Origin of the sequence: Marispirochaeta aestuarii, from assembly GCF_002087085.1 — a bacterium.
GTDB classification, from domain to species: Bacteria; Spirochaetota; Spirochaetia; order JC444; family Marispirochaetaceae; genus Marispirochaeta; species Marispirochaeta aestuarii.
Map to the genome: position 1 here is coordinate 223,350 of NZ_MWQY01000002.1, position 15,168 is coordinate 238,517.

Here is a 15,168-nt window from a genome sequence, read left to right on the forward strand (position 1 = left end):
GAATAGTTCATAATGTATTCACAGTGTATTCATAGTGGGACCTTATCAGTGTGCTGTCAAGAAAATATCCATCTGGAATTACCGGGGAGTTTTATGCTACGATCTTCCGGATGCGAAATATCCACTTTGAAACCGACTACATCAAGAACCCCGCGGGCAGCTGCCTGGCCAGCTTCGGGGATACCAGGGTGATCTGCACCGCTACAATTGAATCGAAGGTGCCCCCTTTCCTGGAAGGCAAGGGGACCGGCTGGCTCACCGCTGAGTACGCCATGCTTCCGGGAAGTACCGGAGGCGGCCGAAAACGACGGGACGGAGCCAAAAGGGACGGCCGGGGGGTGGAAATAAGCCGCCTTATCGGGCGGTCCCTCCGGGCAGCGATAGACCTTGCATCCCTGGGAGAGACGAGCATCGTCATAGACTGTGACGTTCTGCAGGCCGACGGGGGCACACGCACTGCTGCCATATCCGGCGGATGGGTCGCCCTTTACAGGGCCCTTCAGAAACTGGCGGAGATCCAGGGAACAAGCGGTCCGGAGGCCTATCTCCTGGGTCAGGTAGCTGCGGTAAGCGTTGGCATTGTCGATGGAGAGCTGATCTGTGATCTGGACTACTACCATGATTCCCGGGCAGCGGTGGACATGAATGTAGTAATGAGGGACGGCTCCCTGGTGGAAGTCCAGGGCACCGGGGAAAAGAACGTCTTTGAACGAGAGGCCCTGAACCGACTGCTCGATTCCGCGGAGGAAGGGATAGCCCGAATACGCGAAGCCCAGCGAAGAGCCCTGGGAATCTCCTGAGAAACAGAAGAGCCCGCCTGAATAATCGGCGGGCTCATGTATCAAGCCTTACACATTACAGATCCCGGTAATCAGTAGGATTCCAGGCGGGTCGTATACCCGCGTTTGTGAGACAGCAGCTCACCCACAAGGCTTGAATTGTCGCTGACATTCTGCCAGGAGTATTTTACCAAGTCTCCGGGAACATCCTTCACGAGCCACCATTCATAGCGTACTTCGTAGGATTCCGAAGCTTCCGCGCCATCCTCGGCAGTATAGGAATCCTCGATCAGCACGTGCTCAGCCTGATAGGTCCCGGCGGGAACAACAACCCTCTCGGTTCCTGTAACATATTCTCCGTAGTCACCCTCGAAATACCCGACCTCGGGTTCCTCTTCCATCTCCTCATCGTCTGCAGTTTCTTCCGCAGATTCATCCTGCTCAGGCACCCATTCCCGAATCGCATCGGTCTCGGGATCGTGATAGCGGAATTTAACAATAGTATAATCAGAGTCCAGCAGGGCCTCGGAGATGAACTCATCTTCGCCCTCCGCCCTGTAGGCAAGAAACCACCAGGCAGTACCGTCGGTATTCCGCTTCAGCAGGGCCCGTTCAACCTCCAGGGTCTCGCTTCCATCGTTATCCTTTGCCGTCAGTATCCAGGCGACCCCTTCTCCCTCGGTAAAATCCTCGTAGCCGTAGCCATAGCCCCCGGCATAAAAGACCTGAGTGTAGATAAGAGTGGCAAGAACCGCATCTTCCAGTTCGCCGATACCCATGGCGTCCGCCACAGCCTGGCCCATGCGAGCTTCCGTCTTTGCCATGAGATTGCCGGATACAATGTCATCCACAGAAACACATCCGGTAAAGACCAGAATCAGGGCAGAACCAATCAGAACAGCTTTACTGAGCTTCTTGATAGGCTTCATTTTGTTCTCCTTTGTAAATATTTAAATCTGTTAAGGTTGCTCTATCAAAAAGCATAGTAACATCCTGACAGGTTGTAAAGCAAAACATTGACACCGACACCGGATATTTACTACTATGCATCTGCACGCCCCCGTAGCTCAGTAGGATAGAGCGACTGCCTCCTAAGCAGTAGGTCATGCGTTCGAATCGCGTCGGGGGTAAAAAAATAGCCGGCCTTTTGGCCGGTTATTTTTTTATGCCTGATGTGTGCTGAACGCATGACAGCGTTGAGAATCGCGCCAAGCAGTTCGCAACGCGAACTGCAAGCCCAAGCTTGCGGCAGGGTTTTCCGCAGGAAAATCCCGAGAGCAAGCGCAGCGGCCCGGGGCACGTGTTTATCCCCCCGCCGAACGCATGACAGCGTTGAGAATCGCGCCCAGCAGTTCGCAACGCGAACTGCCAGCCCAAGCTTGCGGCAGGCGGAAGCGTCAGCGTCCGCCGAGAGCAAGCGCAGCGGTCGGGGGCACGTGTTTATCCCCCTGCCGAACGCATGCATGCGTTCGAATCGCGCCCGGCAATCCGCTCCTGCGGATTGCAAGCCCAAGCTTGCGGCAGGGTTTTCCGCAGGAAAATCCCGAGAGCAAGCGCAGCGGTCGGGGGCACGTGTTTATCCCCCTGCCGAACGCATGACAGCGGTGAGAATCACGCCCAGCAGTTCGCAACGCGAACTGCCAGCCCAAGCTTGCGGCAGGGTTTTCCAAAGGAAAATCCCGGGAGCAAGCGCCGGATCGATATGCTCCTGATTCGATTCTTTCAAAATACTCCCTTCGGGTGTATTATTTATACAGGGCTGCAGGCATGAAAAAAAACCTTTTGCTGCTCATTCTCTTCCTTGTTCTTATCGACACTCTCACCGCACTTTCGGGAATTGAACTCTATAACCAGGGACGCCTGTATGAGGCAAAAGAGGCCCTGGAACATGCAGTCCAGTCCCACCGGGCGGGAGTAGCGGAAATGGCTGTCCTTGGCATGACCTATACCCGCCTTGGAATGTATTCAAAGGCGGAGCAGATACTGGATGAGGCCCTTGCCCGGGCACCGGAGGATCCCCGGGTGCTCAATGCACTGGCCATGCTGGAGTTCAGCACCGGCAATTATTCGGCTGCTTTCGACTGGCTCGACCGCACCGGGAAGGGGGGGGACGAATTTTCCCCGGAGCACGCAAACCCTGGTTGAGACACTCATTAATCGGGCAGTTCATCTGTACCAGGAGGGGAATTTCGACCAGGCTGCCGGGGCCCTGGAGGAGGCCCGCAAACTGGACCCGATCAATCCACGGGTCATTGCCATGCTTATCCAGCTGCACAGGCAGGAGGGACATTCCGAAGGACTCATAGAGCTGTACCGGGATTTTGTTAAATTAGAGCCGGAGAATGCACAGGCCCATGCCGAACTGGGGGTTCTCCTGGAAGAAACCGGCCAATCCTCAGCCGCGGAAGCATCATTTCTGCAGGCTGAACTCTACGGCACCGATGAGCCCTATCCCTACCTGTACCTGGCACTTCGCGCAGTCCAGGGCCAGGTACCGCTTTCGGAGCTGCGCACCCGGCTCCATCTGGCTATCGGGAAGGCCGTCCACAAGATTGCTTCTATCCGGCTCCAGGCGGCCGGGACCTTTCAACAACACAAGGGAGACCTGAGCACCGAGGAACTCGAAGCATTACAGGAGCTTACAAGCCATACTGAACAACCGAAACAGATACTCAGAGAGTCCCTTGTCCTGCTGAAAGAGAGTTACTCCCGGCCGGCGGAGTACAAACTGGACCTGCAGCGGCTGATTGAATGGTATCCCCACAGTATAGAGCTACGTTGTACCCTGGGCAGCTTCATGGAGGAGCAGTCCCGTCATGACGAAGCTCTCGCACACTGGCGGGAGATGATCTCAGATTTCCCGACCTTAGCCGAAGCCCATGCTGGAATGGCCCGCAGTCTGAATGCCCTCGACCAAAATCAGGCGGCAAAGGTGGCTTACCGCCGGGCACGGGATCTCGACCCGGAAAACCCCGGGTTGTACCGTGGGCTGTATCAGCTATACGCCGCCGAAGGACGGAAGCAGGAGCTGCTGCAGCTGTATGCAGATATTTACGAGCGGGAACGCACCAATTCAACGCTTATCCGTTCCTGGGCCGAACTGGAGGAAGATCTCGGACTCACGGAACAGGCCACGGTCCACCGCCTCCGGGCTGCTGAGCTGGAGCAGCGTCGGGAGAACGGACAGGAGTAACGAAAAAGAATCCACTAAAAATCATACACAAGATTCAACGAAAAAACCCAGTACAGTTTATCTTCGTCATTCTCCTCATAACTGCTCAAAGTAAAATCCCCATTCAGGGAGTACCCTCCCCGGAGAGGAACCTTCACTCCCGAACTGATATCCTGCCGCAGTCCCCGATAGCCGTGGGCTATACCATAATCCGCTGTTAACGAAACTGGAGCTCCCTTTCCCGCGAGAGAAAGCCCGGTGGTATAATGATAGTAGTTCCCTGGATCTCCATCGATGGATACGCGGTTTATCCATTCCCACTGAAATCCGACCCGTCCGGAAAGCGCCTGGTTCAGCGGGAAGGCAACTTTCATCAAGGCCGACGAGAGGATATCGTCTCCGGTGGAATCGCTGCTCACATCCACCGTCTCCGAGGCATCCACCCTGTACTCAATAAAATTGATAAGGGGCTTGACGCTAAGCCCGGCGGCATACTGCTGTTCCCATTGGGCTGGCTCATCCTCTTCCCTGATGCTGGAGAGTGCGGCGGAACTCCGGTAGCTCAGTCCCGGGTCCGGAGAATGACGGAAATCGAGTTCCACCTCCTGGTTCCAGGTTTCCCCCTCCACCTGCCAGACATATCCCCCCTGATACTCCCCATCCAGATTCATCCTCTCCGTCGGCATAAGGGCCGCCTTCAGCTGCCAGTCAATGGTATCCTTTACACGGTCTCCGTTTTCGCTGCGGATAAAGCTTGAAGAACTGTTTCCCGATATCTCCGTAAGTTCTTCTCTACCGTGCCAGCCAAGCAGGAGCAGCAGATCATGGCTCAGGTTCCCGCCCTCGGCCTTTGTAAAGGTATACTCCGGACCGGCAAACCAGCCTTCCGGGGGCAGATAATTCAGCCCTACTCCGCTCCTCCAGGAATTCTGGTAATCTTCATAATCAACCCCTTCTCCACTGCTCCAGGCATCCACCCGGGAAGCTTTAAGAGTGGTATCGAAAAACTCCCGGGGAGCCCAGTTGATTCCCAGACCGGACTCCATGCTGGTGGAGCGCAAATCGGAGCTGTCTGTTTCACTGCGGTTGTAAAGGGGGCTCAGACTCACCAGTACAGCCAGCTGCTCTTGTACAGGCACGGAGACTGTGAGTTTGCCGACGGTGGCAAGACTTTCAGTCATCTCTTCCCTGTCATTTTCATAGTCGAGATTGCCCCGCAGGTCCACACCAAGGGTCCCGATCGTACCGACTGTCTTGAAGCCAAGTTCATCGCTGCGGCTTGATTCAGTCTCTATACCTTCATCCTGGCGGTTTACCCAGACAGATTGATACTCCAGACTCATGGGCATGGTTTCAAGCAGTCCCGATGAAACTGCAGCAGAAAATCGGGCATCCGAATCTTCGGTGGACAGATCTTCAGCAGTACTCAGGCTCTGGCTGAAACCTCCCGAGGTTTTCAATTGAAAACTCTCCAGGTCGAGGGCCAGGGTCCCGTCATACTTCTGATCTTCCTTTACCGCCGACTGTACCCGCAGCGCCGCTGCATCAAAGGAAAGAAGGGCATCGCCGCCCAGAGGCTGCATCAGGGTCACCATGGAATCGGTGGTAAAATCGTACAGTGTATCCCCGCTCTGGTCACGTCCTCCTTTACCGCCGACTGAAATCCTGCCGCTCAAATCCACACGGCCCGACTCCCGGACCTGCACCGGATCAGAATAGGGGTTGCGCCAGGTGGCGCTTCCCGCCTCTTCTCCGGAGGGAGGAGGCTGACGAATAATCTGAACCTGGGGAACGACTGCCTGCAGCGACAGCAGGAGGCTTACGCACACCGCGCCCAGCAGTCGTTCCGGCTTCATCGCACCTGAACCTCCTGCCGCCGGCCTTCATTGCCGGAGGTATCAACGGCGCTCACCGCGTACACAATTCCCGCCCTGCCGCTGCGGTCCAGGTAGGTCGGCCTCCCCTCTATCCGGGCCAGCAGCCGGGTGGGTTTTCCCCCGGGATAATCGGAGCGGTAGACCATATACAGCTTTACATCAGAGTCCGGCGACGGTTCCCAGCGCAATCGAACGCCCCTTTTATCCAGATCCGCCGAAAGTTCCACCGGCGGACGCGGCGGGTTTATATCCGTCGGCACTATCTCCAGGACTATGCTGGGCTCGCCCTCGTTTCCGCTGCTGTCCAGGGCTGTTACCTGATACGAATAGGGAATTCCCCGTTCAACTCCTTCATCCAGCCACTGGACAGCTGTTGCAGGCATCTCCGCCACCACGGTGTAACGCCTGCCCTGGCTGCGGTAAATGCGGTATCCGGCAAGGTCGAAGCAGAGCAGAGGCTGCCAGGAGATCCGCACCGAACCTTCTCTGGTGGGGCGCAGCGCAAAGCCTGCGGGGCTCCCGGGGGGGATCTTGTCGGGTATAGTTACTGCAACCACCTCCCTGGGCCCCTCGTTATAGGAGGCATCCACGGCGGATACCCCGTAGACCAGGGATTTTCCCGGTTCCAGGCCGCGCTCAGCATAACCGGAATCGGTATATGAGACCCGCCGGTCGGGCTGAAGCGGAGAGGCGGTGATCCTCATCAGGGTGGAGGCATCCGCTCCGCTGTAGACGTAGTATCCGGACAGGTCCGCATCCGACGGGCCCCGCCAGGAAAGCTCCACGCTGCGGGCCTCTTCGTCCACCCTGGCGGACAGTCTTTCAACTGCCCCGGGCGGCTGCATATCCTCCGCCAGCAGCGGGGCCGGACCGGAGAGGGGGCTCTCGTTTCCCCGGCTGTCCACCGCGCGTACCCGGTAATAGACCGGGACTCCCCGGGGAGCATCCTGGTCCACAAAGCGCGGTTTATCGTATGAGACGGGCCTGTCGTTCAGCTGCTCCAGGTCTGCCTCGTCATCCACCGAGAAGCTGCGAAAAACATCGTAGTGGCTTACATCCAGCTCCGGCGACATTTTCCAGATAAGCAGGACGTCGTCTCCCCGGTCCCGGGCTTTCAGACCCGTGGGTACCAGGGGTGCCGTTGTGTCTTCGATGCGCAGCTCCCCGCTTTCTGTCCGGGAGCTGATGACACCGATGATATCCTGGGCGACTACCCCATAGGTATAGCGCTCACCGATCTGCACCTTGTCGTCAAAGGCGTTCAGATAGCCGTCGATTCTCAGGACTGGTGCAGGACTCAGAACTTCGAAGGGCCCGCTGCCGCGACGCCGCAGTACGACAAATCCTGCGGTCATGTCCTCCTCGCCCCCTGCGAAGGCAGGATATTCCCACTGGATGGATACAATACCGTCCGAGTATTCCGCCGTCACCTTTTTCGGCGCCGGCGGCTGTTCGGCATCGCCGAGGCGTATTCGTTTCTCATACCGGCCGATCTCGTCCCCGGAGGAGTCGAAAAGCAGGACTCGATAATCATAGCGCTGTCCGGATTCAACATTGGTGTCGACCCAGGTTCGTCCAAGGGCCAGGCGCAGACCATGGCTCAGAAGAGCATACGCCTGGGCCAGGTTCCGGTCCATCCTGAGCCTGCGCCAGACCACCTGGGGATCCATACTGTCCAGCTTCCGGGAAATCCAGCGGAAGTCGCTGCCCATCAGCTGCACCGCTTCATGAGCGTTCTCTGCAGCAGTCACCGGCTCCGGGGTCTGCAGCTCATAATCGCGGTCCCGGCGCCCCTTTCGATAGACCCTGAAAGCATGCACGGTGGGGGGAGTATCTCCCAATACCACCAGTATTCTGTCAGTGGCCGGGACCAGGTAGACCAAAGGAGCATCCTGCGCAAGGAGAACCGAAGCGCACAGAAGGAACAAGCCGGTGCAGACACGCACTTGTTTCATCGCACCCTCCTTACCCCCGGAATTCGACCGTCGGAGTCCTGCCGTTCATCCAGCTGTATCAGGTCACCCTCCTTGGGGCGGACCAGCTCGATTATCACGGGAGCAGCCCCCCACTGAAGTCCGGTACCGTTTTTCACCTCGAAATCGATCCGGTATTCCCGGCCGTACTCAAGCCCGGGAGCCGGAAAATTACGGATTCGTATGGGCAGCGACACCCCTCCCTCGGGGGTCGACTCCACCGCTATCCATTCGCTGCTTACCCACTGCTGCACCGGCCCGCCCAGCACGCGGAAGACACTGTAACGGTAGGCCTGAATCCCGGATTGACGGTCGGAGGCTTCCAGGCGGCAGGAGAGCTGGTCTGTACGGTATTGCTGAGAATTCGCCAGGAGCCTGACAGAATCCGGAGGACTCGAATCAAATATGATCGGGATCGAAGCAGCCACACTGCTCAGGCCTGCCCCGTTGGTCACGCGGACCACAGCGTACACCCGTCCCTGCAGGTTCAGACCGGTTCGGGTTATTGCATACTCCGTATCCAGCCCGGAATCGAAGACCAGGGGATCGCCTATCTGAATCATCCCGCTGGGGCCCATGGGCACCATGCCCCCTTCCGCGGCGGCGGCCTCGTCCTGCCCGGCATCTCCGGCCCCAGGGGGAGGCAGATCACCAAAACTGCCGCCGTGTCCTTTACCGAGATAGTAGGGGGGCTCGCTCACATCGATCTCGACCCAGTCCAGGATATCCGGGCGCCACTCATCTTCGTTTAAAGCCATGCTGCTGATCCCGTAGGCGTATTTGACGATGCCCGACTCTTCGTCAGAAACGCTGTTCCAGCCAATGGACAACTGTGATCCATCCGTGGAGTTCTGCTGGGGCGCGGTAATCACCATGGTAACCGGCGGCGGAGTCGAATCATTGAAACTGAACTCCAGCCCTTCGCTCACCGTGCTTTCGAGGCCGACGCTGTTCGCCGCTTTTATTGACAGGTAAAAGGTTTCTCCCTCAGCAAGGGGCAGGTTGGCAACCCGTCCGAAATCGAGGCCCATTTCGGTCCACGGAAACAGGTCATCCGCTGCCGGGGACCTGCCGAGAGCCATATAATGAGCGACTATCTCCGTTTCAGGCTCCTCTGCAAAGCTGTACTCGAAGCGGATGGAGTTGGGATACTCATCCACCGTTTCCTGCACCAGCTGGAGTATTGCCTGCCCCTCCGGCGGGGTAAGGTCTACCAGGACAGGATCGGAGGAGTGTACGTTCTGCAGCCCCACCCCGTTGGTCACCCGGACGCTTACCACGTACTCATGTCCATGCTGCAGATTGAGGTTCTTTATAAGTGCCGTCGTGCGTCCCCCGGCATCGGTCCAGGAAAGCACATCCGTCGGCACATCCGGCAGGGCGTCCCCTCCGCCGCCGAAATACCCCGGCTCTCCGGCCGGCTCCAGGGCGGAACCGAAACCAGGCAGATAGATCACGCCTTCACCGCCGTTATCCATAACTGAATCTTCATCCCCTTCAGGTGCAGAGACAGTGCCCACGGCATATTCGTACTTGCGAATGCCGGATTCGGGATCTATGGCGCTCCATTCGGCGTACAGCTCCTCCGGATTCGATGTGATCGATTCCGCCAGGGTCACCACCGGCCAGGAGGGGATGCTGTCGTCGCTGATGTCCAGAGAGCTGATAAAGGGCTCTGCGTCATCTTCGGGGTCGAAGAAATGCATCTCGATGTCCCCCCTCCGATGGGTACTCAGGCCCCCGGCCCCCCGCGCCCGCAGGTCGAACTGGTAGTCCCGCTGGATTCTGTACGCCTGGAAGATCACATCCGCGGTGCTTGTCTGCATACCCGTCGAACGCCAGGGTTCATCATAGCCGAAGGGGTGGATTTTTACCGCGTATTCCACAACCCCGACAGGATGCCCGGCTTCAAAATCCGTCCGGAAAAAGGCTGAGTACTGGTCTCCGCTGACAAGCTCACCGTCCATCAGCTCGATCTCCGGCAGCTCGAGATACGGAGCGATTTCGCCACGTCTGGATTCGAAATAATCGCTCACCGGCACACCATCCTGAAGTTCTCCGAAAGGCCTGGCCGTTTTTTCATCTCCGATTACACGGGGCCCCGGGGTTCTGCCTGCAAGGACAGCACCACCGTCCCGCATCTGCAGGATATCGCTGTTTCCATCCGACGGCATGGAACCCGTCCCGTAGACCGCCAGCTTGTCGTAGATCTCATAGAGCAGCGAGTAGAGATCTGCCTTGCGGTCAAAAACCGTATCCGAGATACCCGTTGCGGTCGCCCAGCTCTCACGAATAACAGTGCTGCTTTGATGAAAAGAGTCGATGGAGGAAGTAATCCGGTCCTCCGACATCTCGATGGTCAATTCCCAGCCCCGCTTCGGCAGGTACCACCACAGCTCCATGCCGGTATCGATAAAACCCCGAGGGGTGCCTATATTTGCTTCATCGATTGAATAATCCGCTTCCCCGCCCTGGGCCTCGATCAGCAGGTTGATCAGGGCTACGCGGCGAATATTCCACTCCCTGATTTCATTTGCACTCAAATTGGCGGCAGTCCAGCCCATCAACTCCCGGAGGACCTGCTCGGTGGGTGCACTTGTTATTCCCACAAAACTTCCGCTGCCGGCTATCTCGTCAGGAATCTCGGTATACTGCATCTCCTGCAGATTTTCGGTGGCCAGCTCGGCGTTTTCTAACTGGAAACGGATGTAGCGCTCAATGTAGTCAACCATGCTGTTGTGAATTTCACTGTAGCGCTCCATCAGAGCCGTAAAGGACTGCTCACTCTCAAAGAGAATCTCGTCAAGACGCTGCAGCTTTGAATCGAGCAGACCTGCCCGCTGGATAAAAGCGTCCTGGTACTCGGCAAAGCCCCCGCGCATACCCTCCATCTCCTGCTTCTGCTGCTCGAACTTTGCTTCATCGATATCAAATCCAACCTGTACAGTGCGGGTACCCGTGCCTACCGGCACAGTGGCGGTTTCCATCCCCTGGATCGGATTCCCTGTGGTGGAGAGGTCACGGATATTCGGCAGATCCTCCAGTACGATCTCTTCATACTCTTCGAGGCGGGCGAGGACCTCGTTCTGCAGCTCCTGAAGATCAGCCAGCTCCTCATTCAGATCCTGCCATATCTGTTCCAGCTCGGTCCGCAGATCGACAAAGGCCTGACCTTCATCTCCGAAGAGCATCTCCTGAATCTCCTGCAATTCATTCGGCAAGGCCCCGGGCCAGCTTTCCACCTCCGCGGCGGCAAAACTCCAGGCCAGTATATTTCCCACCCAGCCGGAGCGATCGACCAGCGCCAGTCCGGCGGCCTGACGTTGCTCCTCATTGAGCTGATACAGACTCATCATCGCTTCAGACAGGGCATCGACAAGCTCGGATTTGGCGCTTTCCATCTCTTCGGCCATATTGCGGGCGTCTTCTATCAGCTGATCGTAGGCGTCGTTGCGCCCCTTGCCCCCGTCGATATCATTACCGCGGATACTGACCCAGAGGCTGCCCTTGTACACGGTGACCCAGCACGCCTTGAAATGAACCCGCCCGACGGCATAAATGAGCACATCCGTACCCTGGCCGATAAGGGCACCCTCCACGCCGGCCTTGGCCGAGACAAGCCCCCAGAGCAGGGAGCCTCCGACCTCTACATCCGCCCAGGCACCCCAGGTATCAGGGTCAGGAACGACATAGAACCAGACCATCCCGCTGAACTGTACGTACCCGGAGACAAATTCAATATCCACGCCGGTCTTGACTGTAGTTTCCACCATGAATCCCGGCGGGCCGATAAAGAAACTGCCCGAAGCAATATCCGCCCCCAAAAGCGCGACGTTCACGCCGCCCATAATGCCCCAGGCATCATCATCGTAGGCGTAGAAGGCAAGATCCCCGTCAATGGTAAATATATCGAAGAGGTTCGCCTGGAGTACGTTATTGCCCTCCGCGTACCAGGGGTTCCAGCTGATCAGGAAGTAGGAGCGGCCGTGGAGCATCCCTTCCAGAGCGCTCACCTGGGCATCCAGACTGAAGTAGTTGGCAGTCAGGGTAATCAGGGCCTCTCCCTGCACCAGGGTCCGCTCGGCCACGTAGACCCCGGCTAAAAGCATGACGGCGAAGCCTCCGGGATCGCCGCCTCCGGCCGGCCGCATGTCGGCTATATCATCGTCCAGTTCCGGCCGGTTAAAGCCGGTCACCGCAAGGACTGTGCTGATGTCCTCATTGGTGGGATTTATGAACACCCCGCCGCCGACGCTATCCAGGAAGACCGAGGGGGCCACCATAATACCCAGGCCCTCGACCATTACAAACAGGCCCAGGGTCGGCTCACCGGCCCGCGGCTCGGGGGTCCCGTCGAGGGCGGTATCGGGAATTACCCCGATTTTACCCACCGCAGCGCCGGAAATTTGCTGCATGGTAATGCCGCCGGCAACCCGCAGATAGGTGCGGTCGTACTTTATGTCGGCGAACAACTCGCAGCCGGAGACCTCCATGCGGGCTTCCCGCAGCACGAAACTGACCTCATCTTCGATACTGTAAAAAAGAAACTGCTCGAACCCACCGCTCATAATCGAGGAGTCCCCGGAGCCAATGTTGATCGAGGCACCCAGAATCTCGAAATAGTTTTCCACCTTGATTACCGCCGGTTCATCGCCGATGGCCGGCTGGCGATTGGTTCCCTCGCCGGTGGTCTGGTCCTCGGTATAGCTGATCTCTCCGCTGCCCCAGTTCACTTCGTTCACCCGGACGGAGACAAAATCCATAATTTTCAGATCCGTGCCCTGTATATCCGGTGCGCCCATATCACCGTCCAGACCTATGCGCAGATTGACAAAGCTTATGCCGCCTTCGACGGCTTCAACCTTGAGTCGGAAGGATCCGCTGAACAGGAAGGCGAAGTTTCCATCGCCGTACTGCAGAGCCAGGTTATCGAGAGTAACTGCAACAGCGCCCAGATCGAGGCTTTTTCCGGAGACCAGGTTGATGGCCCCCTCCATGGAAGGCCAGACCACATCCCCGTCAAAGCTGATCTCCAGGCCCTTAGTCAGCGTAAGACCACCGGCAGCCCCGACAGTGATGGAACCGAAACTGATACGATTCCCTTCTCCGCTGAGCATAGTGAGATAAATATCCGCCCCCAGCACTACCTTGCTGTGGTCACGATTGAGGGTTCCCTGATTGATTATCAGGTCCAGACCAAGGTAGGTAAGATCCACCGTTGCAAAACCGAAGTCCCACTCCGTGGCATCATCTTCGCTTATCCCCTGTCCGCCGCCGCTCAGCTCGTCGATGGGGACCAGACCGCCCAGTACGTTTCCCGCAGTATCAAATCTCAGGGCGAAGGTGGTACTCATGCCCTCGGCATCGAAGGGGGCAGGAAGGTTCTTTATCTGGCCCCGAAGCTTGAAGGCCAGTTCATCGTCCTCCAGTTCAAGTCCGGCCTCGGTAATGGTGAGTATCCCGGGGATAAGATCGAAATCCTCCGAAACGGTAATTCCCCCCTCAAAACCACCGTCGGTATAAAAGGTGAGCCCTGAAAAGCTGACCAGCTCCTTCTCTTCGGTGTTCATCCCCTCCTTCTCGTTCCAGGCAATGCTGCCCGACAGGGCAAAGCCGTAACGACCAGCAGCTTGATCCTCGATAACCGCCAGCGCCCGGTTCTGATCCACATCGTGCAGCCTGAACCTGACCCCGAAGGCCTCGAAATTTTTCGAATTATTCTTGTCCCAGGAGGAACCTGCCAGCTCCAGCCCGTCCACGGTAATCGGCATCTCAGGGATAACGACGATCTCGGTATCCAGCCGGGGAATAAAGAGGGTGGAGCGGGCGATCAGTGGGCTGCCGTCTGTACCCCACTGCCAGGCGACCCGGCCAACCTTTATATAGCCTTGAGCAGCCTCGGCTATCATCTGGCCGGCACCCTCTTTTTCTACAAATCCGCCTGCAATCACCGGTACATTCGGTGCATTGTTCATGTACTGCACCACCAGGCCGCTTACATCAGCCTGGGGCAGGACCAGGTCATCCATGGAAAGAACTTTGAGAGAGGCGCTTCCGTTGAAGGTGTACTGCACCCCGCCGTTGATATTCTGTGCCTCTGCGGTACCGGAAAACTCGCTCAGCTCGGCGACGCCAGGGACCAGTGTCAATATATCCGGCGGGAAGGGCGGCTCCCCGGCAGACACCATGTAGATACTCTCGGTGCTGTACCCGTCGAAATTGATCAACTCCACCCGCACCGTGTGCAAACCAGGTTCGTCGGTGGGAAGTTCCGCTTCGATTTCTATAACCGTGCTGCCATTTACAGATGCCGCAAAGGCCGGCTGCCCGGTCCATCCCAGCGAATCGTCCACATAGACCTGCCCCAGCACCGATCCGGAACCAATTGCATCTATGGTAATACGCGAGTTGATGACCGACTCTCCACGAAAATAGGGTGATTCCGGCAACTCCAGAGAGAGATCCCGTACCTCCAGGCTGACAGGGGGCGCACCGCTGACAACCGCTGGAACATTCAGAGTCGCGCTGAGCGGATTCCCCCAGGCATCCTGACCGCTTACCACATATCGCAGGGTAAAGGAGCCCTCCGTACCGGAGCCCAGGGCCTTGGCTCGATCAAGAGCATCCATTTCGACTGTACGGTTCAGGGATTCGGTAAAACCGGAAGAGACCTGGAGGTCGATGTTTTCGGTGAAGCCGCGGTCCTCTCCCCACTCCGGATAGATGCGGTCCTCCCGAATCGATGTTATATCGCAGGTCCCCGTACCAAAGGCGCGTATGTCAATCTCGAGACTCTTGCTGGACTCACCGGCGCTGAAAACCAGTGAGGAGGGACTCGCCGACAGGCTTATCCGGCCGGCCGTGCCGTCATCCTCCGGTTCTTCCGGCGGTTCTTCGCCGCCGAGAATCAGAACGCCGTCGGACTGCCCGGTGGCCACTTCCGAAGCATAATTTACCACAATTGCTACAACCTCAAGATAATAAGTCTCTCCAGGCTCCAGCTGCGAATACAATCCGCCGGTATTCTCATCAATTTGCTCATCAGTGATTTCTACAATAAAAGGCAGCTCCGGAGGATTTGCATCAGGGATCTCCGGGTAATTGCCTCCGTATAGAGGGGTTGCAAGCCCTTCCTGATAGAGCCTGTAATTGTAGATCTTCAGTTCTTCGGTATATCCATCCCAAATCGACGGAGGCGCGAAAAAGACCCCCTCGTACAGAGTCGTGCTTTCTTGAGTATCGATATCCGACCCTGAATCCGATCCGTCAACAACTGTGATCTGGGCGAAAAGAACGGCGGGAAAGAGTAATAAAACAGAAAGGAATGCTCTCTTCATTAAATCGTCACTTCTAATCTGCGCTGGTTC

7 protein-coding genes and 1 tRNA gene are annotated in these 15,168 nt (G+C 57.3%); 4 read left to right on the plus strand and 4 right to left on the minus strand.

The genetic code is table 11. From position 1 onward, the window contains the following. Window positions 1–110: 110 nt before the first annotated feature. A complete protein-coding gene (gene rph, locus B4O97_RS02565; protein WP_083048019.1) occupies window positions 111–800 on the plus strand; it encodes a ribonuclease PH in 690 nt (229 codons plus the stop codon). Between the two features lie 71 nt (window positions 801–871). On the opposite strand, the gene B4O97_RS02570 is transcribed toward rph, so the two are convergent. Next, window positions 872–1,708: a hypothetical protein gene (locus B4O97_RS02570; protein WP_083048021.1), complete on the minus strand. Its 837-nt coding sequence runs from the start codon at window positions 1,706–1,708 to the stop codon at window positions 872–874. A gap of 127 nt (window positions 1,709–1,835) precedes the next feature. Between B4O97_RS02570 and B4O97_RS02575 the strand changes: the two genes are divergently transcribed. From B4O97_RS02575 to B4O97_RS02580, 3 genes are all read left to right on the plus strand, one after another. After that, window positions 1,836–1,909: transfer RNA gene (locus B4O97_RS02575), tRNA-Arg, on the plus strand. Between the two features lie 637 nt (window positions 1,910–2,546). Next, window positions 2,547–2,924: a tetratricopeptide repeat protein gene (locus B4O97_RS19285; protein WP_143305489.1), complete on the plus strand. Its 378-nt coding sequence runs from the start codon at window positions 2,547–2,549 to the stop codon at window positions 2,922–2,924. Next, entirely contained in the window at window positions 2,809–3,972 is a 1,164-nt protein-coding gene (locus B4O97_RS02580; protein ID WP_158084112.1) for a tetratricopeptide repeat protein, read from the plus strand. Before B4O97_RS19285 ends, B4O97_RS02580 begins: the two co-directional genes overlap by 116 nt. A gap of 14 nt (window positions 3,973–3,986) precedes the next feature. Here B4O97_RS02580 and B4O97_RS02585 read toward each other — a convergent pair whose 3' ends face one another. From B4O97_RS02585 to B4O97_RS02595, 3 genes are read right to left on the minus strand one after another with little or no spacing between them, the layout of a single operon-like run. After that, entirely contained in the window at window positions 3,987–5,807 is a 1,821-nt protein-coding gene (locus tag B4O97_RS02585) for a hypothetical protein (protein WP_083048025.1), read from the minus strand. Continuing rightward, window positions 5,804–7,783 (minus strand): fibronectin type III domain-containing protein, encoded by a 1,980-nt coding sequence (locus B4O97_RS02590; protein WP_083048027.1) that lies wholly within the window; start codon window positions 7,781–7,783, stop codon window positions 5,804–5,806. The genes B4O97_RS02585 and B4O97_RS02590 overlap by 4 nt, the downstream gene beginning before the upstream one ends. Then, window positions 7,780–15,138 carry a coiled-coil domain-containing protein gene (locus B4O97_RS02595; protein ID WP_083048029.1) on the minus strand — a complete coding sequence of 2,453 codons (7,359 nt, stop codon included), beginning with the start codon at window positions 15,136–15,138 and terminating at the stop codon, window positions 7,780–7,782. The genes B4O97_RS02590 and B4O97_RS02595 overlap by 4 nt, the downstream gene beginning before the upstream one ends. Between the last annotated feature and the right edge of the window lie 30 nt (window positions 15,139–15,168).